Origin of the sequence: Streptomyces sp. S063 (assembly GCF_002832675.1) — a bacterium.
Lineage (GTDB): Bacteria > Actinomycetota > Actinomycetes > Streptomycetales > Streptomycetaceae > Streptomyces > Streptomyces sindenensis.
On sequence record NZ_CP021707.1, the window covers coordinates 2830005 to 2854832 of the forward strand.

The window sequence follows — 24828 nt, forward strand, 5'->3', positions numbered from 1 at the left end:
GGAGAGCGGGCCGGGGTTCGAGGTGGCGCAGGAGAGCAGGCCGGGGCGAGCGGCAGGGGGCGGTTCCCCGCCCTCTGCCGCTCGCCCCGGCACCGGCCCCTGCCGCTCGCCGACGACGGCGTTCCGTCAGCCGGACACCGGTGTGAAACGGACCGGCAGGCTCTTCGGCCCCCGGGTGAACACCCCGTTCTCGACCGGGTCGAAGCCGTCGGCCAGCCGCAGATCGGGCATGGCGTCCAACAACTGGCCCACGCCGGTCTCGACTTCGGACCTGGCGAGCAGAGCACCCACGCAGAAGTGCCGGCCGAGCGCGAAGGCAAGATGGTCGGCCGCCGCCGAGAACGCGTTCGTGGCGCTCAGGTCCTCGCGGAAGATGTCGAAGACGTCGGGGTCGCGATAGCGGTCCTCGTCACGGTTGGCGGAGCCGATCAGACAGGTCACCGTGCAGCCCGCCGGTACGGTGCCACCGCTCAGCTCCACGTCCACCGCCGACTGGCGCATGATCATGTGCACCGGCGGGGTGTAGCGCAGCGTCTCGGCGAAGGCGCGGGCTATCAGGCTCCGGTCGGCGCGGACCGCCGCCAACTGGTCCGGGTGCGTGAGCAGGTTGGCGAAGATACCGGCGATGGCCTTGTCCGTGGTCTCCCCGCCGGCCGCGAGCAGCAGACTGCAGAACGCCTTGACGTCCTCGTCGCTCATCCGGACTCCGTCGACCTCCGCGGTGCACAGCGTCGACAGCAGATCGTCGCCCGGCGCTTCCCTCCGTTCGCGGATGATCGGCAGCATGTACTCGGCGAACTCGACGCGCGTACGTTCACCGGCGCGCGCCACCTCCTGGTCGCCGGAGAGATTGCCGAGAAAGGCTATGACGGCCGTATACCAGCCGTGAAAACGCTCATAGTCGGACTTGTCCAGACCGAGCATGTCCGCAATGACGTTCACGGGAAATCGAGTGGCGTAGTCGGCGACCAGGTCGACGGAACCGGACCCGCGGAACCGGTCGATCAATTCGCGTGAATTGCGCTCGATGACCGGTAAGAACTTGTCCCGCAGGTCGGCGCCCCGGAAGGCGGGCGCGACGAGGGCCCGGCGTACGGCGTGCTCGCGCCCGCTGAGCTGGAGAATAGTCCGCCCGTGCACGGGCTCGATCTGCCAGTCGTAGTTCTCGGTGGTGAACTCACCGGCCTTGTCCTTGAAGACGCGCTCGACGTCCTCATAACGCGAGACGATGTAACTCTTGGTGGCCTCGTGCCACAGGAGCGGCGTGTCATGCCGCATCCGGCGATACGCCTCGTACGGGTCTCTCTCGAACTCTGGCGACAGAATGTCCGGTGCTCGGACGGTCATGACCACTCCCTTGCAAGCAGAACGGGAACTGCGAGGTGCATGACTTATTCAGCTCGCACCGACGGGTATATGCAAGAGCCACGGGTCGCGAACTCCCCGAGGCGGTACGGCATCCCGGCCGCTAGCATCTCCGGCTGTGACGCATGACCGTGAGCGGACCGGGCCCGCCTGGGGGACCTTCCTGGAGCCGGCGGATCCCGCCGAAGGGCCCCTGCACACGCGGCTGGCCCGGGCGCTGCGGGCCGCCGTCACCAGCGGGCGACTCGCCGTGGGCAGCACCCTGCCCCCGAGCCGCGTCCTCGCGGCGGATCTGCGGTGCTCCCGCTGGGTGGTGACCGAGGCGTACGCCCAACTCGTGGCCGAGGGCTACTTCGAGGCCCGCAGCGGCTCGGCCACCCGGGTGCGGGCGCACGCGGGCATCACCGCACCCCGGGACCCGGGTGCGGGCCCGTCGCGCTGGACGCCCCGGTTCGACCTGCTGCCGGGAATCCCCGACCTCCGCGCGTTCCCGCGCAAACGCTGGGCCGACATGGTCCGCGCCGCCACCACCGAACTGACCTGGGACGAGCTGGGCTACCCCGACGCGGCGGGGCTGCCGCGACTGCGCCGGCAGCTCGCCTCCTACCTGGCGCGCGGGCGCGGCGCCCGCGTCGAGCCGGAACAACTCGTCGTCTGCGCAGGCACGTTGGACGGCGTTCTGCGGCTGTGCCGGACCCTGCGGGCCGCCGGGCACACCCGGGTCGCGATCGAGGACCCCGGCTGGGCCCAGCTGCGCCTGACCGTGGCCGCTGCGGGCCTGACACCGGTGCCGGTCGCGGTGGACGAACAGGGGCTGCGGGTCGACCTGTTGCGCCGGGCGGCGGCCGTACGGGCGGTGATCGTGGCCCCGGCGCACCAGTTCCCCACCGGCGTCGTCCTCGCGCCCGCCCGCCGCGCGGAACTGGCCGACTGGGCCCGGGAGGTGGACGGCCTGATCATGGAGGACGACTACGACGCCGAGTTCCGCTACGACCGCCACCCCGTGGGGGCCCTCCAGGGCATGGCGCCGGACCATGTCGCCCTGCTCGGCTCGCTGAGCAAGACGCTCTCCCCCGCCGTACGGCTGGGCTGGGTCGCCGCTCCCGGCCGCTGGACCGAGGCCCTCGTCGCCCGGGACACCGGAGGCGCCCCCCCCGTCATCGATCAGGACGCCTTCTCCCGCTTCGTCACCTCCGGTGCCTACGACCGGCATCTGCGCGCGTCCCGGCTGCGCTACAAGCGCCGCCGCGACCGGCTCCTGCGCGAACTCGCGACACATCTGCCCGGCACGGCCGTCGGCGGGGCGGCCGCCGGATTCCATCTGCTGCTCCCCCTGCGCGACTGCCCGGCGGGCGCCGTGGTGAAGGAGGCGGCCGGTGACGACGTACGCCTGGCGAGCCTCGACGACTACCGGATGGTGCCGAAGGACCCCGGGCCGGACGCCTCGGGCTCGACCCTCGTCGTCGGCTACGGGAACCTCACCGACCAGGCGGTGCCGGAAGCCGTCCGGCTGCTGGCCGCCGCCGTAGAGCGCGTGCGGGGCGGCCCGATCAGCCGTCGCGTACGGGACGACTGATCGCCGCGTACGGGAGTCTGCCGGCCTGGCCTGGCTCCGCCGCGTACGGAGGTCAGCCGGCCTGACCGGGATCCGCCGCGTCCAGGCGTGCCTTCAGCTCCTCCGGAAGCCGCAGCTCCGCCGCCCCCAGGATCTCGTCCAGCTGCTCGACCGAGCTGACACCGACGATCGGGATGACCGGCGGGTCACCGGCCATCAGCCAGGCCAGCACCACCTGGTTCGGCGTCGCGCCCAACTCGTCGGCCACCTCGCCGAGCACCGCGAGCCGCCGCGCGCTGCCCGGGTGGTCGTACGCCTTTGGCAGCGGCTTGTCCGCCCGGGTGTACGCGCCCGAGATCAGCGCCGAGTAGGCCATCAGCGTCAGGTCGGACTCGGCCCGCAGATAGTCGAGCAGCTCGGGCGTGACGTGCACGTGCGCGCTCTCCGGCAGGCTCAGGTCGAAGCGCGGCTGAAGGTAGGAGTAGCGCTGCTGGACGCAGGTGTAGGGCGTCATCCCGCCGGCGCGGGCCACGGAGCGGGCCCGCTCCGTCCGCCAGGTGGCGTGGTTCGAGCAGCCCAGGACGGTCGCCTTGCCGTCCTTGACCAGGGAGTCGAGGGCCTCGATCGTCTCCTCCAACGGGACGGTCCGGTCCTCCAGATGGGACCAGTACACATCGAGGTGGTCCGTGCCCAGGCGGCGCAGGCTGTCCTCCGCGGCCTTGGTGACGACCGCCCCCGACAGTCCCTCGGCCGTCTCCAGACCGGTGCCGGGGACGGTCGGCCGCGCCCCGGCCTTGGTGGAGATCAGCACCTGGTCGCGTACACCCCGGTCGGCGAGCCAGCGGCCGATGGTCGCCTCGCTCTCGTCCCCGGTACCGCCGGGAACCCAGAACGCGTAGGCGTTGGCGGTGTCGAGCAGGTTGCCGCCCGCCTCGACATACCGGTCCAGGATGGCGAAGGACGTTTTCTCGTCCACCGTGGTGCCGAACGGCAGCGTGCCCAGGGCCAGAGCGCCGGCCTGGGGACCGGTGGGCCCTCCGATACGACGTCGCAGCATGCGGAACTCCTCAACAAGTGGGCTGTCGTGCCCTCCTGGACGTTCTCCGGGAGGAACGATCACCACCGTAGGCCGCGAACGGTTCGGTATCCCGGGCCAATTCCACGACGGAAAACCGGACCGCTTCGCCGTGCCCGCGCCGACGCCCGGCTTCGGAGACTCGGGTGCTCAGGCCCTCTCGTTCTCCTGCTCGTGCTCGTGCTCGTTGTCGTGCTCGTTCTCCGTCGACGTCACGCGCCCCGTCAGCGCCGCCAGCGAGCTGCGTACGTGCGCCATGTGCGCCTGGACCTCCTCGCGGCCCTCCTCGTGCTCCCGCAGGATCCGCTCCGTCTCCCGGACCACCCGCTCCTCCCGGACCCGGGCCTCGGCCAGCAGCTCCGCCGCCCGCGCCTCCGCGTCCTCCTGGCCGTGCCGGGCGGCCTCCTGCGTGGCGGCGAGATGCCGGCCCGCCTCCGCGAGCAGCGCCTGGGCACGCTCGGTCAGCTCTGCGTGCCGGGCCTCCAGCGCGGCTTCCTCGGCGGCCAGTTCGGCCTCGGCCGCCTTGCGGCGCTCCGCGTGCTCCTGCTCCTGGTGGGCCAGCACACTCGCCGTACGGTCACGGGTCGCCGCCATCACCGACGCGGCGGCCGCCCGCACCTCCTCGGCGTCCTGCCGGGCCGCCGCCAGCAGCGCTTCCGCCTCCCGGACCGCCTCGGCGACCCGCTCCTCCGCCGCCCGGACCGCCGCCTCGCGCACCGCGTCGGCCGCCTCGCGCGCCGCATCGGCTGCGGCCCGGCCCGCCGTCTCCGCCTCGTCCCGCAGCGCCTGGCCCGCCGCCACGGCCTCCGCCTCCAGCGCCCGGGCCTCCTCCTCGGCCAGGGCCAGGATCCGCTGCGCCCGCTCCCCCAGCTCCGCGTAGTCCTGCACGGGCAGCGCCGCGACGGTCTCCGCCAGCCGGGCCGCCTCGGCGAGAAGCTCCTCCACCCGGCCGGTCAGCCGCGCGACCTCGGCGAGCGCTCCGTCCCGCTCGGCCGTCAGGGTGGCCACCACACGGTCCACCTGCTCCGGGCGGTAGCCCTTCCCCCGGACACCGACGACGTCGAACGCGGACACCGGTCCAGCACGCATCCCTGAAACCTCTCTCCGACCCACCGGTCCACCGACCCACCGCGATACGTCAAGGATGCGGCAATTGGTGCCGGAAGTCGGAATCGATCAGCCGCATTCAGGCCGGAAGCGACCGGCATCACAGATCCGGGCGAACCGGCACACAGCGAGGCGCCCGAACCCGGGAAGGGTTCGGGCGCCTCGGCCGGACCAGGGTGCCGGGCCGCCGGATCGGGCCGGCAGACCGGGTCAGATCAGATCAAGCCGTCCCACATCTGCTCCAGCAGCACCGACCACCAGCTCTCCGGCGACGCCAGCGCCGCCGGGTCCAGGGCCACCAGCTGTGCCTGGAAGTCGACGGTCCAACGGCCCGCCTGCTCCGGGTTCAGCCCGTACCGCAGCCGCCACATCCGGCCCAGCAGCGCCATCGACCGCACGAACTCGGGCAGCCCGGTGTTCACGAACTGGGGCGGTACCGGCTGCCCGCCGGGCCCCGCCTCCACCGGGACGGCCACGATGTTCGCCGTGCCGTACTGCACACAGACCGCCCGGCCGAAGTCCGTACCCATCACCAGGTACGACCCCGCGTCCGACGCGGGCTGCACCTGCCGCTGGGCGGCCAGCTCGGCCAGGGTCGGCACCACCGGCTGCCCCGGCTGCGCCCAGAAGAACGGCCCGAAATCGGCGGGCAGCCCCGCCCACACCAGGGTGCGCGCGACCACTTCCGGCACCCCCTGACGGGACACCGCACGCTGGTCGAACCGGAGGATGCCCTGCGGACCGAACGCCTGCGCCAGCTCCTCGGCGATCGCCTCCGGCGGCAGCGCGGGCGCGGGCGGCGTCTGCGGCAGCGGCGCCCGCACCGGCGCGGGCCGCGCCGGGCCGTCCGCGACCTGGTGCAGCTCGCCCTGGTGCGTCAGCAGATGCTGCATGCCCTGCTGCCGGCTGGCGTGATCGGTGCCGTACGGGGCGACGCTGGTGATCCGGACCTGCGGCCAGGTCTCCCGGATCATCCGCGCGCAGTACCCGCCCGGCAGCTCGCAGGACTCCAGCTCCGTGTGGAGCTCGATGACCTGCTGCGGCGGCACGTTCATCGCCCGCAGCTCGTGCAGCATCTGCCACTCGGGGTGCGGGGTGCCCGGCGCCGAGCGGCGGATCAGCTGCTGCTCGCTGCCGTCCGGGGCCCGGAACCGCAGCACGGCCTGGTAGCCGGGGCCCACGGTCGGCTGACCGGTGGGCTGTTGCGGATAGCCGTACGCCGGAGGCGGCGGGGTGTGCCCGCCGGGCGGCGGTCCGGGCGGACCGGGCGGCTGCGGTACGGAACCGGGAGGGCCGGCCGGTGAACCGCCCGGGGCTCCGGGCGGACCGGGCGGGCCGACCTGGCCCGGAGCCGCGAACATCGTCTCGGCCTGGTGCACCCCGCTGCCCGGAGGCGGCGTGGAACCCGGCGGCGGACCGGGGGGACCGGGAGGCTGCGGGGCACCCGGGGCACCGGGCGGGCCCGGCGGCCTGGGCGCGCCCGGGACGCCCGCACCGATGCTGCTCCCGTCGGCGAGCATCGTCGCGGCGTGGTGCACCCCGCCACCCGGGGGCGGCGTGGAGCCGGGGGGCGGGGGCGGGCCGGGCGGGCCGGGTGGACCGGGCGGCGGAGTGGAACCCGGCGGCGGGCCGGGCGGGGTGGCACCGGGCGGGCCGAGCTGGGAGACCAGCTGCGTCGGGACGTACCCGCCCGCGGGAGCTCCGGGCGCACCCGGACCCGAAGGCGGCGGCGTCGCTCCGGGCGGCATCCCGGGAACGCCCGGGGCGCCGGGCGGCGGCGGGGTCGACGGACCGCCCCCACGCGCCCCGCGCGGCGGCACCACGGCCTTGCTGGTGGCCGCGTCGGCGATGTCACCGGCCTCGTCCGGGGCGCCCTGCTCCGGTCGGAGCGCCGGCGCCACCTGCGTACGCGGCAGCTGGCTGCCCCCGGACATCAGCGCGGTGGGCGCCTCCGCCGGGACGACCGGCGGCGGGGTCTCCTCGTCGTCCGTCCCCGACAGCGGCGGTGCGAACACCGTCGCGGGCAGCGGGACCGCCGCGTCGTCGGAGTCGGAGTTGGTGTCCGTACCGGCCCACGGGGTCGCCCCGGCGGGCACACCGTCGGAAGCCGTCGGCTCGTAGGCCGCGCCACCGCCGGCGGCGGGCCACGACGCGCCGGAGCCCCCGGAAGAAGGGGAGGGGGGCGGCGGCGTCGCGTCGGCGGAGGCGGGACCGGAGGGCCGGTCCGACGCCGCCGCGGCCGGAGGCGGGACCGGGGACGGGGCCCCGGGCGAGTCCTGCGGCTCTGACGGGGACGCGGACGACGCCGACGACGGGGACGGCTCAGCGGCCTCCGCCGCCTCCGCCTCCCGGCGCTCCGCACGATGGTCCGGGATCCCCAGCTTGTCCGCCGCCTCCTGGAGCCACTCCGGCGGCGTCAGCAGGAACGACGTCTGGTTCAGATCCACCCGCTGCGGCGGCTCCGGAGCAGCGGCCGTCGCACCCGCCGGAGCCCCGTACTCCTCCTCGTACCGCCGGATGACCTCGCCCACCGGCAGCCCCGGCCACAGCGTCGCCTCACCGCTGTCCCGGGCGATCACCAGCCGCTGACGGCCCCCGTCCGAGACGGGGCCCTCCGGCCGGTCCTCGGCCCAGACCACGAAACCCAGCTCGAACTCACGGACGCGCACCTCACGGTGCTGGTACGCGGGCACGTCGCCGTTGACCCACTCGTCCGCCCGCTCCTGCGCCTGCGCGAAAGTCACCACCGCGCTCACCCCTCCACCGGGACGGCGCGCGCGAAGCCACCGTCCACCATCAGGTTCGCCACGGTCTCCAGCTCCGGCGGATTGCCCGCCAGCCGCTCCAGGAAGGCGTCGAAGTCCGTACCGCAGGGCAGCAACAGCCGCTCCACACGCTCCTGGACACTCCAGCCGTCCTGATCCCGGGCGTCGTCGTACGGGCAGAACCACACCGAGCCGACATCCTGGCCGCGCACCTTCACGGCGAGAATCCCGCCCTGGACGAACGCGACGCCCAGGAAGTCCTTGGTGAAGTGATCCCGCAGACACTTGTTCACGTACACGAGGTCGTTCATCGCGGCTTCGTCACGCACCGTGAAGAACGGCTGGTCCACCAGCAGCCCCAGTTCCGCGTCCAGCGCCGCGCCCACCGGGGCGGAACCTCCCGCCGCCTTGAGGAACGAGCGGTACGCGCCGGGCAGCCGGTAGCCGAGGTCCTCCTCGACCCCCTGGACCTGCTGTTCGGTCACCGCGCCGGCGCCCTTGGGCAGCCGGAAGTGCGCCGGACGGGTCTCCTGCAACGGGCGCGTGCCACGCCGGTGCTGGTCCACGTCCGTACCCGCGAGGCCGGCGTGATGACGCAGCAGCGCCTTCACCTCGACCGGCACCAGCTCCATCCGCCGGCCGCCGGGCACGTGGTGCCACGTCCAGCCGTGCGGGGTCGCCACCGCGGGAATCGTGTCCCACAGGTCATGGCCGCTCGCCGCCATCGCCGCGTTCGCCGACACGTAGTCGGTCAGGCGCAGCTCGTCGATACCGAAGCCCGGAGGCGGATCGGCGATCTCCGCCGCGGCGCGCGCGTACGGCGAGAGAACCGGGTGGCCGCTCCCGTCCATCCGCACCCCACCGGGGTGCCGGGACGCCCGGACCGGATCCGGGAAATTCACGACCTGCCCGGCATAGGCGGCGTTCGGTGGCGCGGCTTGCTGCCCGAGCCGACCTGTCGTCATGGCTGATGCCCCCTGCTGCGTCCGGTGTTCCGCACAGCCTAAGCCGTGGGGCAGCAGGGGATCCCGTCCCGCCGGTTCCGTCACGAACGGTCACATCCGTGTGACGGTGAGGCGACGGTCTCGCACCCGCGGGCGACACGCAGACACGTTTCCCTGCCCCAGCTTCCCCACCACCCGGCACATTTGGCAGGCTGTCCCCGCAACTCGGGGGATTGCAGGGAGGGACGTCAACACGATGCATTCAGCACAAACCGTCACATCAGGGGATCCGCGCCTCAGCTGGAGCAGTACCGGGACCAGCCGTACGCCCCGACTGCTCCACCGCCGCGACGGGATCCTCCCCGCCGTGGCCGCCGCGCTGTCCGTCCGCGGCGAGACGCTGACCTGCACTGCGGGCAAGGGGGACCAGCCGCCGGTGCTGCACCCGCTCGTCCAGGACTTCCTCGACGCCCTCACCAGCGGCCAGCGCGAACGCTTCACCGGCCGCTGCCCCGAGGCGATACTGCTCTCCCGCCAGCTCACCGCCGCCGAGACCGGGCGCTCCAAGCGGGCCCAGCGAAAACCCCTGACCAACGGGGAGGCGCGGCGCGCGCTCAAGCACGCGCGGATCACCGCGCGACGCATCCGCGAGGACGGCGACCCGCTGCACGGCAGCTACGCACCGCCCTGCCGGTCCTGTTCCGCACTCCTGTCCCACTTCGGCGTACGCCCCGTCGACCTGACCTCCACCGGCGCCGCGACCACCGCCGAGAAGGGCTGACCGCCCACCGATGCACGACCGCCAGCAGCACACCTCCACCACCACCCGCTTCCCCGTCGCCGTCGACGCCGCCCTGCGTGAGGCGGGCTGGCAGCCCGGGCGCTGGGACATCCGCCAGGCGGAGGAGTGGGCCGACGCCCTGCGCTCCCATGCCTCCCCGGCCGGCCACCGGCACGCCGTGTTCCCGGCCGCGGTCGAGGCGTGGGCGGAGTTCGGCGGCCTCCGCATCACCGCGGCCGCGCCGGGCCGCCACATCGCGCCCACGGCGGTACGGATCGACCCCCTGAGCGGCCTGCACCTGGCCCGTACGCTCGGGGACCTCGGCCGGGCCCTGGAGACGGAGGTCAGCCCGCTGGGGGCGGAGGGGGAGGAGCAGGCGGTGCTGGCGATCGATACGGAGGGGCGGGTCTACAGCATCGATCACACCGGGGACTGGTTCCTGGGCCAGGACATCGACGAGGCGCTGGCCACGCTGGTGACGGGCACGCAGCCGCCGCGCCTGACGTCGGCCTGAGCCCACTTCCTCACGCGCCCCGCAGGCAGAGGTGGGCCGCCCTCCGCGCACCGGACGGGCTGAAAAGGCCAGGCGCCACGGGCCTAAGCGGTGGGCCCCACCGGGAGTACCGCCGAGACACGGAAGCCCCCCGCGTCCGTGGGGCCCGAGACGAACACGCCGCCCAGCCCCAGCACCCGCTCCCGCATCCCCACCAACCCGTTCCCCCGCTCGGCAACCCCGCGTCCGCCGCCGCCGCGTCCGACGGACCGTTCTCGACCTGCATCGCGACCTCGGCCTCCCGATGCGCGAGCCGTACCCACGTCTTCGCGCCCGCCGCGTGCTTGTGGACGTTCGTCAACGCCTCCTGCACCACCCGGAACGCCGTCTGCTCCACCTCCGGCGGGTACGGCCGCAGCTCGCCGTGGACCGTCAGCTCCACCACCATCCCCGCCTGCCGCGACTGCGCCACCAGCGCCTCCAGCTCGTGCAGCCGGGGCCCGTCCTCCGTCGCGGCGGGGGCGGCCGCCGCCGCGGCCGCCTGCCGTACCGACGCCAGGGGAACCCGGCCCGCCGCGGCCGGCGCGGTCAGCGCCTCCCCCGTCCGCAGCACCCCGAGCATCTCGCGCAGCTCCGTCAGCGCCTGCCGGCCCATGTCCCCGACCAGCGCCGCGTTGCGCACGGCCTTCGCCGGGTCCTTCGGGGCGACGGCCTGGAGGGCGGCGGCGTGCACCACCATCAGACTCACCCGGTGCGCCACCACGTCGTGCATCTCGCGGGCGATCCGGGTCCGCTCCTCCGTACGCGCCCACTCGGCCCGCTCCTCGGCCCGGTCCGCGAGCAGCGACAGCTCCCGCTCCAGCGAATCGGCCCGCTCGCGCAGGCTCTCCATCAGACGGCGTCTGGCCCCTATGTAGAGGCCGAGGAGCACGGACGGGGCCGTGAGGCCCACCGCCATGAAGACGGACATCAGGGGGACGTACCAGTCCCCCGGACCGAAGTCGGTCTGCTCGGCCACGCTCTGCCGCAGCCGTACGTACGTGATGATGAACGTGCCCACCAGCGCCATGCTCGCCAGCACGACGGTGATCCGGCGCGGCACCTCGGACGCGGCCAGGGTGTACAGGCCGACCAGCGCCATCAGGAAGCCCATCTCGGCGGGCGTCATCGCGATCGTCAGCAGCACCACGACGATCGGCCACCGCCGGCGCACCAGCAGCACCGAACCCGCGAGAAGCCCGAACACGACGCCCACCGGCACCGGGATCCCGGTGTTCCGGGCGAACTCCACCCCCTCCAGGCCACACTCCAGCGCCGATACCAGCGCCAGACCCACGTCCAGGGCGACACTCCGTCGCCGCTCCCACCACCAGTAGCCGCGGGTGGTCGATCCCGCCGCCTCCCGGTCTGCCCCCGTTGCGGTCATGGCATCCAGCCTACGGGCGGACGCATCTCAATTCCGGGTGACCGGCAACAGGACGTTTTGCGTTCGGGCAGGAGCGCCGGACGCCGTCCGACCTCGACGAGCACCGCCCCCTCTCCGTCGTTCCCGTCGTCGCACAGAAGGGGCTTGGTACGGCATAGTGTTGGGTGCCGATCCGGTGAGCCGATGCAATGTCCGGTTCACTCGGAATTGATCCCCCATGGTGTAATCAGGCAGCACTGCGGTTTTTGGTACCGTCTGTTCAGGTTCGAATCCTGATGGGGGAGCTTCGACACGCGGGCCCCGACCACACCGGTCGGGGCCCGCCCCCGTTTCCCGCCGAAACACCCCCGGTATCCTGCGGATGACCACCACCCGAAGCCGAAGGGCACATCCGTGAGCGCAACCAGCCCGGCAGCCGTCGTCGTCCTCGCAGCGGGTGAGGGCACCCGCATGAAGTCGAAGACCCCCAAGGTTCTGCACGAGATCTCCGGGCGCTCGCTCGTCGGACATGTCGTCGCCGCCGCCCGTGAGCTGGCCCCCCAGCACCTCGTCGTGGTCGTCGGCCACGCCGGCGAACAGGTCACCGCACACCTGAACGCCGGTGAAGCCCCCGTGCGCACCGCCTTCCAGGCCGAGCAGAACGGCACCGGGCACGCCGTCCGCATGGGGCTCGAAGAGCTCGGCGGGACCGTCGACGGAACCGTGATCGTCCTGTGCGGCGACACCCCGCTGCTCTCCGGCGAGACGCTCGGCGCACTCGCCGCCACCCACGCCGCCGACGCCAACGCGGTGACCGTCCTGACCGCCGAGGTCCCGGACTCCACCGGCTACGGGCGGATCGTGCGGGACCCCGCCACCGGCGCGGTCACCGAGATCGTCGAGCACAAGGACGCCACCGAGGAGCAGCGGGCGATCTCCGAGATCAACTCCGGGGTGTTCGCGTTCGACGGACGGCTGCTGGGCGACGCGCTGGGCAAGGTGCGCACCGACAACAGCCAGGGCGAGGAGTACCTCACCGACGTGCTGTCCATCCTCCGCGAGGCCGGGCACCGCGTCGGGGCTTCCGTGGCAGGCGACCACCGCGAGATCCTCGGCATCAACAACCGGCTCCAGCTGGCCCAGGCCCGCCGGCTGCTGAACGAGCGGCTGCTGGAGCGGGCCATGCTCGCCGGCGTGACCGTCGTGGACCCGGCGACCACACTGATCGACGCGACCGTGACGTACGAGCGGGACGCGATCGTGCACCCGGGGACGCAGCTGCTCGGCTCCACGCACCTCGGGGAGGACTCCGAGGTCGGGCCCAACTCGCGGCTCAAGGACACCGTCGTCCACCCGGGCGCCCGGGTCGACAACACCGTGACGGACTCGGCCGAGATCGGGCCGGGGGCGTCGGTGGGTCCGTACGCGTATCTGCGGCCGGGGACGCGGATGGGGGCCAAGTCCAAGGCCGGTACGTATGTCGAGCTGAAGAACACCACGGTCGGCGAGGGGACCAAGGTCCCGCACCTGAGCTACGTGGGCGACGCGACCATCGGCGACCACACCAACATCGGTGCGGCGAGCGTGTTCGTGAACTACGACGGTGTGGCCAAGCACCACACGACGATCGGTTCTCACTGCCGTACCGGTGCGGACAATATGTTTGTGGCACCGGTCACGGTCGGGGACGGCGTCTACACCGCCGCCGGGTCGGTCATCACGAAGGACGTGCCGTCCGGTTCGCTGGCCGTGGCACGGGGCCAGCAGCGGAATATCGAGGGTTGGGTGGCCCGGAAGCGTCCGGGCAGCGCAGCCGCGCAGGCCGCTCAGGCGTCGCCGCAGGAGCCCGACGGGCAAAGCTGACCGGAAACAGGTACGCCGGTGACGGCGTACCGTGATAGATGCTCACCCCATTTCGGCTGGCTCGTTGCACATCGGGACCTATGCGTGCAGCGCCAGATACACGTCTGAGGAGACTGTGCTGTGACCGGGATCAAGACGACCGGCGAGAAGAAACTGATGCTCTTCTCCGGCCGCGCCCACCCCGAGCTTGCCGAGGAGGTCGCCCATCAGCTGGGAGTCGGTCTCGTACCGACGAAGGCTTTCGATTTCGCCAACGGTGAGATCTATGTGCGGTTCCAGGAGTCGGCACGTGGCGCGGACTGCTTCCTGATCCAGAGCCACACGGCTCCGATCAACAAGTGGATCATGGAGCAGCTGATCATGCTGGACGCGCTGAAGCGCGCGTCGGCCCGCTCCATCACGGTGATCGTGCCGTTCTACGGGTACGCCCGCCAGGACAAGAAGCACAAGGGCCGCGAGCCGATCTCGGCCCGCCTGGTGGCGGACCTGATGAAGACGGCGGGTGCGGACCGGATCCTCACCGTCGATCTGCACACGGACCAGATCCAGGGCTTCTTCGACGGCCCGGTGGACCACCTGTTCGCGCTGCCGATCCTGGCGGACTACGTGGGCGCCAAGGTCGACCGCACCAAGCTGACGATCGTCTCCCCGGACGCGGGCCGCGTGCGGGTAGCCGACCGCTGGTGCGACCGGCTGGACGCCCCGCTGGCGATCGTGCACAAGCGCCGCGACAAGGACGTGCCCAACCAGGTCTCCGTCCACGAGGTCGTCGGTAACGTCGAGGGCCGGGTCTGTGTGCTCGTCGACGACATGATCGACACCGGTGGCACGATCTGCGCCGCCGCGGACGCCCTGTTCGCGCACGGTGCGGAGGACGTCATCGTGACGGCGACGCACGGTGTGCTGTCGGGTCCGGCGGCCGACCGCCTGAAGAACTCGAAGGTGAGCGAGTTCGTGTTCACGGACACGCTGCCGACGCCGGGCGAGCTGGAGCTGGACAAGATCACGGTGCTCTCGATCGCGCCGACGATCGCGCGCGCGGTGCGTGAGGTGTTCGAGGACGGTTCGGTGACGAGCCTCTTCGAGGAGCAGGGCTGACCGCCTGAGCGGTTCCCGCCGATCCACTGGCGGTCCCTGTTGATCCACTTTGGGGTGCGGCCTCCCCGCCGGGTAGACTCAGCGAGTTGCTCGGCGAGGGAGGCCGTACCCGTGTGTACGGCGGTCCGTTATCGACGCGCTCTTCGTAGCAGGCCTGTCGTGGGCCGGGTGACCGTTCGAGATCCGTCACCCCCGACGGCTCTCCCTACCTGACGAGGAGTGCACCATGGCCGAGATCAAGCTCGCCACCGAGGTCCGTACCGAGTTCGGCAAGGGCGCCGCCCGCCGTGTCCGCCGCGCCGACCGTGTTCCCGGTGTCGTCTACGGCCACGGCGCCGAGCCCGTCCACGTCACGCTGCCGGGCCACGACCTGCTGCTCGCCCTGCGTACGGCCAACGTGCTGATCGGTCTGGAGATCGACGGCAAGGACGCGCTGGTCATCCCGAAGGCCGTGCAGCGTCACCCCCTCAAGGGCACCATCGAGCACGTCGACCTGCTGACCGTGAAGCGCGGCGAGAAGGTCGAGGTCGAGATCGCGGTGCACGTCGAGGGCGACCTGGCGCCGGGCGCCAACCTGCTGGAGTTCGTCCAGAACACCCTGCTGGTCGAGGCCGAGGCCACCCACATCCCCGAGTCCGTCACGGTCTCCGTCGCGGGCCTGGACGCCGGTGACTCGATCGTCGCCAAGGACATCCCGCTGCCGAAGGGCTCCGTGCTCGCCGGTGACGAGGACGCCATCGTGATCCAGGTCGTCGCCGCACAGGCCGAGGAGCCGGCCGCCGGCGAGGCCGCCGAGGGCGAGACCGCCGAGGCCTGAGCCTCGCGCTCCCCCCCGCACCGCTTCTGTTCCACCTGCTTGACTGACGGGGTGGTGGTTCCCTTCCGGGAGCCGCCGCCCCGTTTGCCTGTGCAGTAAGCCGTATGTCCTGTGCCGCAAGCCGTATGTGAGGAGACCGAGCGCTGATGTCCGACGCCACCGACCCCTGGCTCATCGTGGGCCTGGGCAACCCGGGTCCCGACTACGCGGCGAACCGTCACAACGTCGGGTTCATGGTCGCCGATCTGCTGGCGACCCGGATCGGCGGGAAGTTCAAGCGGGCGCAGAAGGCACAGGCGCAGGTCGTGGAAGGGCGGATCGGTCCGCCGGGTCCGGCGAGCCGACGGGTGGTGCTGGTGAAGCCGATGTCGTACATGAACCTGTCGGGCGGTCCGGTGACGGCGCTGCGGGACTTCTACAAGGTGCCGACGGACCATGTCGTGGCGGTCCATGACGAACTGGACGTCGACTACGGGTCGCTGCGGCTGAAGCTGGGCGGCGGGGACAACGGGCACAACGGGCTGAAGTCGATGACGAAGGCGATGGGGCCGGACTATCACCGGGTGCGGTTCGGGATCGGGCGGCCGCCGGGGCGGATGCAGGTCGCGGACTTCGTGCTGAAGGACTTCTCGTCGACGGAGCGCAAGGAGCTGGAGTTCCTGGTGGACCGGTCGGCGGACGCGGTGGAGTGTCTGCTCGCGGAGGGTCTTGAGCGGGCGCAGAGCGCGTACAACTCCTGAGGGCCGTGCCCGGTTGGTCACACTCCCCCGCCGCGCACAACTCCTGACATTCCTGATGCTCCTGGGACGTTTTCCGGCCATAGGTTGACCGGCGGTGCGGGTCTGGCCAAGGATCTGCCCCCATGAAGCGGAGCTCTTCCCACCGCGCGGCGGCAGCGGGGCGGCGGACGGCCATGGGACTGGTCGTCCTGGTGCTGCTGGTCGCGGGTGCGTGGTCGTCGTGGGACACCGCGCACCACATCGTTCTGGCCAAGGGCCGTGACCACGGGACCGTGACGGTGACGGGGTGCGGCGAGGAGAAGTGCACCGGGTCGTTCACACCGGACGCGGTGTCGCGGGAACGCGCGCGGGTGACCCTGGACCGGTCCGTCGCGGCGCGCGAGGGGGATCGTTTCCCCGTGGTGGTGAAGCCCGGCTCCGACGCGGTGGTCCGCACGGGGTTGCCGGGCTTTCTCCATGCCTGGGTGCCGCTCGCCGGGGCGCTGCTGCTGGCCGGGTTCGTGATCGGCGGCGGTCTGCGGATGGCGCGGACGGCGTGGGGCGTGGGAACGACGGGGGCGGCCCTGCTGGTGGCGACGTTCGTCGCGCTGTAGCAGGACCGCCCCGTTCGAGCGTGCGTACCGGGCGTACGGTCAGCCGGTGTTGCGCAGACCCGCCGCGACGCCGTTGACGGTGAGCAGCAGGGCGCGGGAGAGCAGCGGGTCGGGCTCCTCACCGCGCATCGCGGCCTGGCGCTGGCGGGCGAGCAGGGAGACCTGGAGGTAGGAGATCGGGTCCAGGTAGGCGTCGCGGATGGAGAAGGTCTGCTGGAGCACCGGGTTGGTGTCGAGCAGCTTCTCGCCGCCGGTGATCCGCAGGACCTCCTGCACGGTGAGGGCGTGTTCGGCCTCGATGCCGTCGAAGACGTGCTTCAGCTCGTCGGGCACGAGCGTGTCTACGTAGTGGCGGGCAATGCGCAGGTCGGTCTTGGCGAGCGTCATCTCGACGTTGGAGATGAAGTTGCGGAAGAAGTGCCAGTGCTCGTGCATCTCGTCCAGGACGGTGTCGAGACCGGCTTCGCGCAGGGCCTTGAGGCCCGAGCCGACGCCGAACCAGCCGGGCACGATCTGCCGCGACTGCGTCCAGCCGAAGACCCACGGGATGGCCCGCAGGCCGTCGAGCGAGACGCCCGAGCCGGGGCGGCGGGAGGGCCGCGAGCCCAGGTGCAGGTCGGCGAGCTGGTCCACCGGGGTGGAGGCGAGGAAGTACGCGGGCAGGTCCGGGTCCTCGACGAGCTTGCGGTAGGCGCTGTGGGCCGCGTCGGAGACGGTGTCCATGGCCGCGTCCCAGCGGGCGAGGGCCTCGTCGGACTGGCGGGGCGCGGTGTGCAGGGCGGAGGCCTGGAGGGTGGCCGCGACGGTCAGTTCCAGGTTCTCGCGGGCGAGCGCGGGGATGAGGTACTTGTCGGAGATGACCTCGCCCTGCTCGGTCACCTTGATCTCGCCCTCCAGCGTCCCCCACGGCTGGGCGAGGATCGCGTCGTGCGAGGGGCCGCCGCCGCGGCCGACGGTGCCGCCGCGGCCGTGGAAGAGGCGCAGCCGTACGCCGTAGCGGTGGGCGACGTCACGCAGCCGGCGCTGGGCGCGGTGGATCTCCCACTGGGAGGTGGTGATCCCGCCGAACTTGGAGGAGTCGCTGTAGCCGAGCATGACCTCCTGGACGTCGCCGCGCAGGGAGACGAGACGCCGGTAGGAGGGGTCGGCCAGCATCTCGTCGAGGATGTGGTCGGCGGCCTTGAGCTCGTCGGTGGTCTCCAGGAGCGGGACGATGCCGATCTTGGCCCAGCCGGCGTGGAGGTCGATGAGCCCGGCCTCGCGGGCGAGGACGGCCGCGGCGAAGACGTCGTCGGCGCCCTGGCACATGGAGATGATGTAGGACTCGATGACTTCGGGGCCGAAGCGTTCGAAGGCCTGCTTGATGGTGTGGAAGACGCCGAGGGTCTTCTCCCCGGCCGCGTCGAGCGGGGCGGGGGTGGGGGCCAGCGGCCGGCGGGAGCGCAGCTCCTTGGCCAGCAGCTTCTGCCGGTAGTCGCGCGGCATGTCGGCGTAGCGCCAGGACTCCTCGCCGAGCCGGTCGAAGAGCTGGCCGAGGGCGTGGTGGTGGGCGTCGGCGTGCTCGCGTACGTCCATGGTGGCGAGCTGGAGGCCGAAGGCGGCCAGCGTGCGGATGGTGCGGTCCATCCGGCCGTCGGCGAAGAGGCCGCCGCGGTGCTCGCGCAGGGAGGTCTGGATCAGCTCCAGGTCAGCGATGAGCTCGGCGGTGCCGAGGTAGTCGCAGCCGGGGCGGTGGGGGGTGCCCTCGGCGAGGCGCTCGCGGGTGTTGACGAGCTTCTGCCGGATGCAGGTGGCCTTGAGGCGGTAGGGCTCCTCGGCGTTCAGCCGCTTGTAGCGGGGGCTGATCCCGGGGAGGCGCTCCAGGTCGGCCTGGAGGGAGGTGAGGAGTTCCTCGGTGGCTCCGGCGTAGCGGATGGAGTTGGAGAGGAGGCCGCGGAGGTAGTCGATCATCTCCAGGGCGTCGGTGATGCCGTGCTCGTGCTGGAGGATCAGGACGTCCCAGGTGACGGCGGGCGTCACGTTGGGGTTGCCGTCGCGGTCGCCGCCGATCCAGGTGCCGAAGGTGAGGGGGCGGGTCCCGGCGGGGAGTTCGACGCCGACGCGGTCCAGCTCGGCGGCGAGGTCCTCCAGGACGTCGCCCACCGCGCCCGCGTGCAGCTCGTCCAGGTAGTAGATGGCGTTGCGGGCCTCGTCGGCGGGCTCCGGGCGGACGACGCGGAGTTCGTCGGTCTGCCAGATGAGGTCGATGTTCTCGGCGAGGCGGAGGTCGAGGCGGCGGCGGTCGGCCTCGATGACCGGGGTCTCCAGCAGCTCGGCGATGCGGCGCAGCTTGTTGAGGACGGAGCGGCGGGCGGCCTCGGTGGGGTGGGCGGTGAAGACGGGCCGGACGTTGAGGTTCTTGACCGTCTCGCGCAGGTGCTCGGGGTCGGCGTCCTTGAGGCGGTCGGCGGTGCGGGCCAGGAGGCCGCCCTCGGCCGAGCGGCGGTCACGCATCTCGTGGGCGCGGTGGACCTGCTCGGTGACGTTGGCGAGGTGGAAGTAGGTGGAGAAGGCGCGCACGAGCTGGGCGGCGGTCTCCAGGTCCGTGTCGCCGAGCAGTTCGGCGGCGGCCTCGCCGTCGGTGCGGGTCAGGGCGCGTACTCGTTCGACGAGGTCGAGGAGTTCCTGGCCCTCCTGGCGTACGAGGGTCTCGCCGAGGAGATCGCCGAGGCGGCGGATGTCGGCGCGCAGCGCGGGGCTGGCGGCAGGGGTCTGGTCGGCACTGCTCACAGTGTGCGGCTCCTTGCAGTGAATGAGGAGGTGCGTTCGCTTCGCCGTCCCCCACCTGGGTGGCGGTGGGAGCGGGTGGCGGGGGCCGGGGCCCTGCGGCTGGCAGCGGTGCTGTCGCCACGCCCCGACGAGCGGGTGCGGACCGCGCTGTCCGACCCTCCCAGGATAGGTGTCGTCGCAGGCGGCGTGTCCGTTGGCCCGAGGCGTCGCGGCTGCCGCCCGGGACGCCCGGGCGGTTACCCCCTACCCCGGAGGGCGGGCGGGTTACCGCGTGGGACGGGCTGGAGCGGCCTCTCGTGTTGTGGGGCCCGTCACTGCCATACTTACCAAGCCGTAGGTTACGGAACCGTAGCCACGGCCGTCCGAGCCTTCTCCCTCACCCTCAGAGGTATCCCCCTATGCAGAGCACTCCTCCTGCGATCGACGAGACCGAGCCGCCCGGGGCAGCGACGCCGCCGCCCTCCGCCACGCTGGGCGGTGACAACAAGCGGTCGATCGAGCAGTTCGCGCTGCTGGCGTTCATCGTGGTGCCGTTCCTGGCGCTGGTCGCGGCGGTGCCACTGGCGTGGGGGTGGGGGGTGAGCTGGCTCGACATCGGTCTGCTGGTGGCGATGTACTACATCGGCTGTCACGGGATCACGATCGGCTTCCACCGGTACTTCACGCACGGTTCGTTCAAGGCGAAGCGGCCGTTGCGGATCGCGCTGGCCGTGATGGGTTCACTGGCGGTGGAGGGCCCCCTGGTGCGGTGGGTGGCCGATCACCGCAAGCACCACCGCTTCTCGGACGCGGAGGGCGACCCGCATTCGCCGTGGCGGTTCGGCGAGAGCCTGCCGGCCCTGATGAAGGGGCTGTGGTGGGCGCACATCGCGTGGATGTTCGACGAGGAGCAGACGCCGCAGCAGAAGTACGCCCCCGATCTGATCAAGGACCCGGCGATCCGGACGGTCTCGCGCCACTTCCTGACCTTCACGATCGTCTCGCTGGCGATCCCGCCGCTGGTGGGCGGTCTGGTGACGATGTCGTGGTGGGGCGCGGCGACGGCGTTCTTCTGGGGTTCGCTGGTACGGGTCGCGCTGCTGCACCACGTGACCTGGTCGATCAACTCGATCTGCCACGCGGTGGGCAAGCGGCCGTTCAAGTCGCGTGACCGGTCGGGGAACGTGTGGTGGCTGGCGGTGCTGTCGTGCGGCGAGTCCTGGCACAACCTGCACCACGCGGACCCGACGAGCGCCCGGCACGGGGTGATGCGGGGGCAGATCGACTCCAGCGCCCGGCTGATCCGCTGGTTCGAGAAGCTGGGCTGGGCCTATGACGTGCGCTGGCCGGATGCCGCGCGTATCGACTCCCGGCGCACGTCCGCCCCGGCCGACGCGGCATGATTGACGACGTGGCGACCGACCCCAGCACGAGCAGCGACAAGAGCAGGACCTCCTCCCCCTCCCGCAGGGCCCGGCGGGTCCGGATGACGGGCAAGGAGCGCCGCGAGCAGCTGCTGGACATCGGGCGCGCCCTGTTCGCCGACAAGGGCTTCGAGGGCACGTCGGTGGAGGAGATCGCGGCGCGCGCCGGGGTGTCCAAGCCGGTGGTGTACGAGCACTTCGGCGGCAAGGAGGGCCTGTACGCGGTGGTGGTCGACCGCGAGATGCGGCAGCTGCTGGACATGGTGACGGGGGCGCTCACGGCGGGCCATCCGCGCGAGCTGCTGGAGCAGGCCGCGTTCGCGCTGCTGGACTACATCGAGTCGTACACGGACGGTTTCCGGATCCTGGTGCGGGATTCGCCGGTGGCCCAGTCGACGGGCACGTTCGCGTCGCTGATCAGCGATATCGCCACGCAGGTGGAGGACATCCTCGGCCTGGAGTTCAAGGCCCGCGGCTTCGACCCGAAGCTGGCCCCGCTGTACGCGCAGGCGCTGGTGGGCATGGTGGCGCTGACGGGCCAGTGGTGGCTGGACGTCCGCAAGCCCAAGAAGGCGGAGGTCGCCGCCCACCTGGTGAACCTGTGCTGGCACGGGCTGGAGAACCTGGAGTCGAAGCCGCGGCTGATAGGGCACCGGAAGAGCTGATCACGGCTGATCACGTAACCCTTCCGCACGTCGTCACCCGTTGTGATGACGCGTGCGGATTTCCCGCCGTAGTGTGGTCGGGAGGGCAGAGGATTCGTCCATGGGAGGAACCATGACCGCCGAGCCGACCACCGCGCACAGCTCCCGCTGGCCGGTGCCCCCGCAGGACGGATACACCGTGGACGATCTGTTCACGCTGCCCGATCTCCCGCCGCACACCGAGCTGATCGACGGGAGCCTGGTTTTCGTGAGTCCGCAGCGACGCTTTCACCAAAAGACGATCGACCTGTTGGTGAATGGCCTGCGCAGCACCGCTCCGGCGGATCTGAAGGTGGAACGTGAGATGACGGTCGTTCTGGATCGGCGCAACGGTCCGGAACCCGATGTGTCTATCGTCAAGGCCTCAGCCACTACGGGCCTGGAGCAAACGCATTTCCAAGCCGCCGACGTCCTCCTTGCCGTCGAGGTCGTCTCCCCCGACTCCGAGGCCCGCGACCGTGAGGCCAAGCCGCACAAGTACGCGACCGCCGGCATCCCGCACTTCTGGCTGGTCGAGATGACCGGCACCGACCAGCACCCCGTCGTGCGGGTCTATGAGCTGGACCCGGTGACGAAGGCGTACGCGCTGACCGGGATCCATCACGACCGGCTGAAGACGGGCGTGCCGTTCCCGGTGGACATCGACATCTCGGCGGAGGCGCTCGCAGCGCTGTAGAGCGGGCCGGGTTACGCGTCCGGCTCCAGGAACTCCAGGCGGTTGCCGACCGGGTCGTGGGCGTAGAAGCGGCGGTGGCCGGGGAGGTTGTCGTCCCAGGTGACGTGGACCCCGTGGGACTCCAGGCGTGCGGCGTACGCCTCGATGCCGGTGACGCGCAGGCCCGGGTGGGCCTTCTTCGCGGGGCGGAAGTCCTCCTCGATGCCCAGGTGGAGCTGGACCGGCCCGGCGGCGAACCAGCAGCCGCCGCGGGCGGCGAGCACCGGGGGTTTCGGGATCTCGGTCATGCCCAGGGCGTCGGCGTAGAAGGTCCGCAGGGCGTCCTCGGAGCCGGGCGGGGCGGCGAGTTGGACGTGGTCGACGGCGGCGAGGCCGACAGGCGCGGTCATCACTTCTCCTTGCGGGCTACGGCGAAGATGCGGCGGAACGGGAAGACCGTGCCGTACGGGCCCCGCGGATAGGCCTCGCGGAGCAGGTCGCGGTATTCGGCGAGGAACGCCTCGCGGGCGGCCGGGTCGTCGGCGAGCGCGGTGAGGACGGGGCGCAGGGCGGTGCCCTTGACCCAGTCGAGGACCGCGTCGTCGCCGTGCAGGGTCTGGAGGTAGGTGGTCTCCCAGACGTCGGCCGTGCAGCCGAGGTCGCGGAGGCGGGTGAGGTAGTCGACGGGGTCCAGGACGGAGGCGGAGCGATCGCCGACGCCGTGCAGCAGGGGGCGCCAGCGGTCGGACTCGCGGAGCCCGGCCAGGAGCGTGTGGCTGGGGGCGGTGAAGTTGCCGGGGACCTGGAAGGCCAGCGTGCCGCCGGGGGCGAGGGCGTCGAGCCAGCGGGGGAAGTGGTCGGCGTGGCCGGGGATCCACTGGAGTGCGGAGGTGGAGACGATCAGGCCGTACGTCTCGGTGGGCTCCCAGGTCACGGCGTCGGCCTCGGCGAAGTCGAGCAGGGGCGGCCGGGCGTGGGCGGCGGCCTCGGCGAGCATCTCGCGCGAGGTGTCGTAGCCGGTGATCCGGGCTCCTGGCCAGCGGTCGGCGAGGAGCGTGGTGACGTTGCCCGCGCCGCAGCCGAGGTCGGCGATCCGGGGCGCGGGGCGGCCGGGCAGGTCGTCGCCGATGTGGGCCAGCAGGTCGTGGAAGGGGCGGGTCCGGTGGTCCGCGTGACGCAGGTACTGCTGCGGATCCCAGGAGGGCCGGTCAGGTGCGTTCATGGGAACAGAATCACGGCGGCCGTATCTTGATGTCAAGACGCTTGATTTCAAGAGACTTCATGTCGAGGGACCCTCTACACTGATCGACATGGAGGACGAGGTCGACCGACTGGTCGCTGCATGGCGCCGCGAGCGCCCCGACCTCGACGTGGAACCACTCGAGGTGCTCAGCCGCGTCTCCCGCCTGGCACGCCACCTCGACCGGGCCCGCCGCATAGCCTTCTCCGAGCACAACCTGGAGCCGTGGGAGTTCGACGTGCTCACGTCGCTGCGCCGGGCCGGCGCCCCGTACCAGCTCTCCCCCGGGCAGCTCCTCACCCAGACCCTGGTCACCTCGGGCACGATGACCAACCGCATCGACCGGCTCACCAAGAAGAACCTCGTCGAGCGGCTGCCCGACCCGAACGACCGGCGTGGCGTCCTCGTGCGGCTCACGGCCGAGGGGCGCGACAAGGCCGACCAGTCGCTGGCCGGACTCCTCGACCAGGAGCGCGCCATCCTCGGCGAGCTGTCCCGCGCCCAGCGCGGCGAACTGGCCGGGCTACTGCGCCAGTTGACCGCCCCGTTCGACAACATCCCGACCTGACGGCCCCGCCTCCGGGCCGACGGGGCCGACCCCCGCCCGGCGGGCCAGCGCCACCGCTGCCAGTGTCGAGTGCACGCCGAGCTTGCCCAGCACGTTCTGCATATGGGTGCGCACCGTGTGCGGGGACAGGAACAGCCGCTCCGCGACCGCCTTGCGGCCCAGGCCGGCCACCATGCAGCGCAGCACCTCGTGCTCCCGGGGCGTCAGCGACTCCACCAGCCGCTCGCTCTCGGAGCGGTGCTTGCGGGCGGCGGTCAGCTCCCGCAGGACGCCGGTGAGCAGGGCGGGCGGCAGATGCGTCTCGTCGCGCAGCACGCCCCGGATCACCGACAGCAGCCGTTGCAGCGAGCAGTCCTTGGCCACCCAGCCCGAGGCCCCCGCCTGGAGCGCCCGGGCGGCGGCGCGCGGGTCGTCCTTCTCGGCCAGCACCACCGACCGTACGCCCGGCCGGGCCGCACGGACCCCCGCGACCAGGGCGATGCCGTCGACGGCGGCCGCCTCCTCCTGCCGGGGCGCGGGGACGGCGGGAAGCTCGCCGCCACCCGTCTGGGCGCCCAGCTCGGCGTCGACCAGGAGCACGTCGTAGCCCCGCCCCTCGGCGGCCGCGCGCTCCAGCGCGCGCAACGCGGCCGGGCCGCTGCCCGCCGCGGAGACGTCCACGTCCGGTTCGGCCGCGAGGGCGGCCGCGAGCGACTCGGCGAAGATGCGGTGGTCGTCCACCACGAGAACCCGGATACGCGCCACAGAACCCCCATCGATGGGTCGGAAAGCTGCGGGTACGGCGTCCGGGGCTCGCGGCCTGCCGCGCCGACGACCGCCGTCGTCGAACCGCCTGCCGCCCTGCCCCGGACGCCGTACCCGGCTTTCTCGCTCCCCTGAATCGGCACC

The 24828-nt window shown here is 72.1% G+C and carries 21 protein-coding genes, 1 tRNA gene and 1 pseudogene; 13 read left to right on the top strand and 10 right to left on the bottom strand.

Annotated features, from left to right (window positions below; translation table 11 throughout):
* Positions 1-126: 126 nt before the first annotated feature.
* Positions 127-1278 carry a cytochrome P450 gene (locus tag CCZ36_RS12745; RefSeq protein ID WP_069740659.1) on the bottom strand — a complete coding sequence of 384 codons (1152 nt, stop codon included), beginning with the start codon at positions 1276-1278 and terminating at the stop codon, positions 127-129.
* Between the two features lie 205 nt (positions 1279-1483).
* On the opposite strand from CCZ36_RS12745, the gene pdxR reads away from it, so the two are divergent.
* A complete protein-coding gene (pdxR, locus tag CCZ36_RS12750; protein ID WP_164873500.1) occupies positions 1484-2941 on the top strand; it encodes a MocR-like pyridoxine biosynthesis transcription factor PdxR in 1458 nt (485 codons plus the stop codon).
* A 52-nt stretch (positions 2942-2993) separates the two neighbouring features.
* On the opposite strand, the gene CCZ36_RS12755 is transcribed toward pdxR, so the two are convergent.
* The 4 genes from CCZ36_RS12755 to CCZ36_RS12770 all read right to left on the bottom strand — a co-directional run bounded on the left by CCZ36_RS12755 (position 2994) and on the right by CCZ36_RS12770 (position 8832).
* Positions 2994-3977 carry an aldo/keto reductase gene (locus tag CCZ36_RS12755; RefSeq protein WP_128817679.1) on the bottom strand — a complete coding sequence of 328 codons (984 nt, stop codon included), beginning with the start codon at positions 3975-3977 and terminating at the stop codon, positions 2994-2996.
* Between the two features lie 168 nt (positions 3978-4145).
* Positions 4146-5084: a cellulose-binding protein gene (locus CCZ36_RS12760; protein WP_128817680.1), complete on the bottom strand. Its 939-nt coding sequence runs from the start codon at positions 5082-5084 to the stop codon at positions 4146-4148.
* A gap of 233 nt (positions 5085-5317) precedes the next feature.
* Positions 5318-7849 carry an SUKH-4 family immunity protein gene (locus tag CCZ36_RS12765; protein WP_443069807.1) on the bottom strand — a complete coding sequence of 844 codons (2532 nt, stop codon included), beginning with the start codon at positions 7847-7849 and terminating at the stop codon, positions 5318-5320.
* A 5-nt stretch (positions 7850-7854) separates the two neighbouring features.
* A complete protein-coding gene (locus tag CCZ36_RS12770) occupies positions 7855-8832 on the bottom strand; it encodes an SMI1/KNR4 family protein (RefSeq protein WP_006125157.1) in 978 nt (325 codons plus the stop codon).
* A gap of 235 nt (positions 8833-9067) precedes the next feature.
* Here CCZ36_RS12770 and CCZ36_RS12775 point away from each other — a divergent pair, with 235 nt between their 5' ends.
* Positions 9068-9592, top strand: a complete 525-nt coding sequence (locus CCZ36_RS12775; RefSeq protein ID WP_069739226.1) for a YwqJ-related putative deaminase — start codon at positions 9068-9070, stop codon at positions 9590-9592.
* A gap of 10 nt (positions 9593-9602) precedes the next feature.
* A complete protein-coding gene (locus CCZ36_RS12780; protein WP_069739225.1) occupies positions 9603-10106 on the top strand; it encodes an SUKH-3 domain-containing protein in 504 nt (167 codons plus the stop codon).
* 83 nt (positions 10107-10189) lie between these two features.
* On the opposite strand, the pseudogene CCZ36_RS12785 reads toward CCZ36_RS12780, so the two are convergent.
* Positions 10190-11511, bottom strand: a pseudogene (locus tag CCZ36_RS12785) (sensor histidine kinase).
* Positions 11512-11722: 211 nt separating this feature from the next.
* On the opposite strand from CCZ36_RS12785, the gene CCZ36_RS12790 reads away from it, so the two are divergent.
* From CCZ36_RS12790 to CCZ36_RS12815, 6 genes are all read left to right on the top strand, one after another.
* A tRNA-Gln gene (locus tag CCZ36_RS12790) sits at positions 11723-11795 on the top strand.
* A 109-nt stretch (positions 11796-11904) separates the two neighbouring features.
* Positions 11905-13353, top strand: coding sequence for a bifunctional UDP-N-acetylglucosamine diphosphorylase/glucosamine-1-phosphate N-acetyltransferase GlmU (gene glmU, locus CCZ36_RS12795; RefSeq protein WP_079134352.1), 1449 nt, complete (start codon positions 11905-11907; stop codon positions 13351-13353).
* Between the two features lie 120 nt (positions 13354-13473).
* Positions 13474-14451 carry a ribose-phosphate diphosphokinase gene (locus tag CCZ36_RS12800; RefSeq protein WP_069739222.1) on the top strand — a complete coding sequence of 326 codons (978 nt, stop codon included), beginning with the start codon at positions 13474-13476 and terminating at the stop codon, positions 14449-14451.
* 226 nt (positions 14452-14677) lie between these two features.
* Complete coding sequence (locus tag CCZ36_RS12805) at positions 14678-15268, top strand: 50S ribosomal protein L25/general stress protein Ctc (protein ID WP_069739221.1); 591 nt, start codon at positions 14678-14680, stop codon at positions 15266-15268.
* A gap of 146 nt (positions 15269-15414) precedes the next feature.
* Positions 15415-16008, top strand: coding sequence for an aminoacyl-tRNA hydrolase (gene pth, locus CCZ36_RS12810; protein WP_010059751.1), 594 nt, complete (start codon positions 15415-15417; stop codon positions 16006-16008).
* A 122-nt stretch (positions 16009-16130) separates the two neighbouring features.
* Positions 16131-16601, top strand: coding sequence for a hypothetical protein (locus CCZ36_RS12815; RefSeq protein ID WP_128817682.1), 471 nt, complete (start codon positions 16131-16133; stop codon positions 16599-16601).
* 39 nt (positions 16602-16640) lie between these two features.
* Here the strand turns inward: CCZ36_RS12815 and ppc are convergent, their stop codons facing one another.
* Positions 16641-19370: a phosphoenolpyruvate carboxylase gene (ppc, locus tag CCZ36_RS12820; RefSeq protein ID WP_128817683.1), complete on the bottom strand. Its 2730-nt coding sequence runs from the start codon at positions 19368-19370 to the stop codon at positions 16641-16643.
* Positions 19371-19768: 398 nt separating this feature from the next.
* Here ppc and CCZ36_RS12825 point away from each other — a divergent pair, with 398 nt between their 5' ends.
* The 3 genes from CCZ36_RS12825 (at position 19769) to CCZ36_RS12835 (ending at position 22153) form a co-directional block, all read left to right on the top strand.
* The gene (locus CCZ36_RS12825; RefSeq protein ID WP_069739218.1) at positions 19769-20752 is read left to right on the top strand and encodes an acyl-CoA desaturase; all 984 of its coding nucleotides are present in this window, start codon (positions 19769-19771) and stop codon (positions 20750-20752) included.
* The gene (locus CCZ36_RS12830; protein ID WP_069739217.1) at positions 20749-21438 is read left to right on the top strand and encodes a TetR/AcrR family transcriptional regulator; all 690 of its coding nucleotides are present in this window, start codon (positions 20749-20751) and stop codon (positions 21436-21438) included. The genes CCZ36_RS12825 and CCZ36_RS12830 overlap by 4 nt, the downstream gene beginning before the upstream one ends.
* A 112-nt stretch (positions 21439-21550) precedes the next feature.
* The gene (locus CCZ36_RS12835) at positions 21551-22153 is read left to right on the top strand and encodes a Uma2 family endonuclease (RefSeq protein WP_069739216.1); all 603 of its coding nucleotides are present in this window, start codon (positions 21551-21553) and stop codon (positions 22151-22153) included.
* A gap of 11 nt (positions 22154-22164) precedes the next feature.
* On the opposite strand, the gene CCZ36_RS12840 is transcribed toward CCZ36_RS12835, so the two are convergent.
* Together CCZ36_RS12840 and CCZ36_RS12845 are read right to left on the bottom strand one after the other, a co-directional pair.
* Positions 22165-22542, bottom strand: a complete 378-nt coding sequence (locus CCZ36_RS12840) for a VOC family protein (RefSeq protein ID WP_128817684.1) — start codon at positions 22540-22542, stop codon at positions 22165-22167.
* A complete protein-coding gene (locus CCZ36_RS12845) occupies positions 22542-23354 on the bottom strand; it encodes a trans-aconitate 2-methyltransferase (RefSeq protein WP_069739214.1) in 813 nt (270 codons plus the stop codon). Before CCZ36_RS12845 ends, CCZ36_RS12840 begins: the two co-directional genes overlap by 1 nt.
* An 88-nt stretch (positions 23355-23442) precedes the next feature.
* On the opposite strand from CCZ36_RS12845, the gene CCZ36_RS12850 reads away from it, so the two are divergent.
* Positions 23443-23940, top strand: a complete 498-nt coding sequence (locus CCZ36_RS12850; RefSeq protein WP_006125172.1) for a MarR family winged helix-turn-helix transcriptional regulator — start codon at positions 23443-23445, stop codon at positions 23938-23940.
* Here CCZ36_RS12850 and CCZ36_RS12855 read toward each other — a convergent pair.
* A complete protein-coding gene (locus CCZ36_RS12855) occupies positions 23896-24684 on the bottom strand; it encodes a response regulator transcription factor (protein WP_069739213.1) in 789 nt (262 codons plus the stop codon). The genes CCZ36_RS12850 and CCZ36_RS12855 overlap by 45 nt on opposite strands.
* Positions 24685-24828 lie beyond the last annotated feature (144 nt).

What these genes read in the sequence shown, in the direction of transcription:
- CCZ36_RS12755 (WP_128817679.1), bottom strand. Translation starts at nt 3,977, where the DNA reads ATGCTGCGACGTCGTATCGGAGGGCCCACCGGTCCCCAGGCCGGCGCT.
- CCZ36_RS12835 (WP_069739216.1), top strand. Translation starts at nt 21,551, where the DNA reads ATGACCGCCGAGCCGACCACCGCGCACAGCTCCCGCTGGCCGGTGCCC.
- CCZ36_RS12815 (WP_128817682.1), top strand. Translation starts at nt 16,131, where the DNA reads ATGAAGCGGAGCTCTTCCCACCGCGCGGCGGCAGCGGGGCGGCGGACG.
- CCZ36_RS12780 (WP_069739225.1), top strand. Translation starts at nt 9,603, where the DNA reads ATGCACGACCGCCAGCAGCACACCTCCACCACCACCCGCTTCCCCGTC.
- pth (WP_010059751.1), top strand. Translation starts at nt 15,415, where the DNA reads ATGTCCGACGCCACCGACCCCTGGCTCATCGTGGGCCTGGGCAACCCG.
- CCZ36_RS12760 (WP_128817680.1), bottom strand. Translation starts at nt 5,084, where the DNA reads ATGCGTGCTGGACCGGTGTCCGCGTTCGACGTCGTCGGTGTCCGGGGG.
- CCZ36_RS12770 (WP_006125157.1), bottom strand. Translation starts at nt 8,832, where the DNA reads ATGACGACAGGTCGGCTCGGGCAGCAAGCCGCGCCACCGAACGCCGCC.
- CCZ36_RS12830 (WP_069739217.1), top strand. Translation starts at nt 20,749, where the DNA reads ATGATTGACGACGTGGCGACCGACCCCAGCACGAGCAGCGACAAGAGC.
- CCZ36_RS12825 (WP_069739218.1), top strand. Translation starts at nt 19,769, where the DNA reads ATGCAGAGCACTCCTCCTGCGATCGACGAGACCGAGCCGCCCGGGGCA.
- CCZ36_RS12840 (WP_128817684.1), bottom strand. Translation starts at nt 22,542, where the DNA reads ATGACCGCGCCTGTCGGCCTCGCCGCCGTCGACCACGTCCAACTCGCC.
- CCZ36_RS12775 (WP_069739226.1), top strand. Translation starts at nt 9,068, where the DNA reads ATGCATTCAGCACAAACCGTCACATCAGGGGATCCGCGCCTCAGCTGG.
- CCZ36_RS12805 (WP_069739221.1), top strand. Translation starts at nt 14,678, where the DNA reads ATGGCCGAGATCAAGCTCGCCACCGAGGTCCGTACCGAGTTCGGCAAG.
- CCZ36_RS12850 (WP_006125172.1), top strand. Translation starts at nt 23,443, where the DNA reads ATGGAGGACGAGGTCGACCGACTGGTCGCTGCATGGCGCCGCGAGCGC.
- CCZ36_RS12745 (WP_069740659.1), bottom strand. Translation starts at nt 1,278, where the DNA reads ATGCGGCATGACACGCCGCTCCTGTGGCACGAGGCCACCAAGAGTTAC.
- CCZ36_RS12845 (WP_069739214.1), bottom strand. Translation starts at nt 23,354, where the DNA reads ATGAACGCACCTGACCGGCCCTCCTGGGATCCGCAGCAGTACCTGCGT.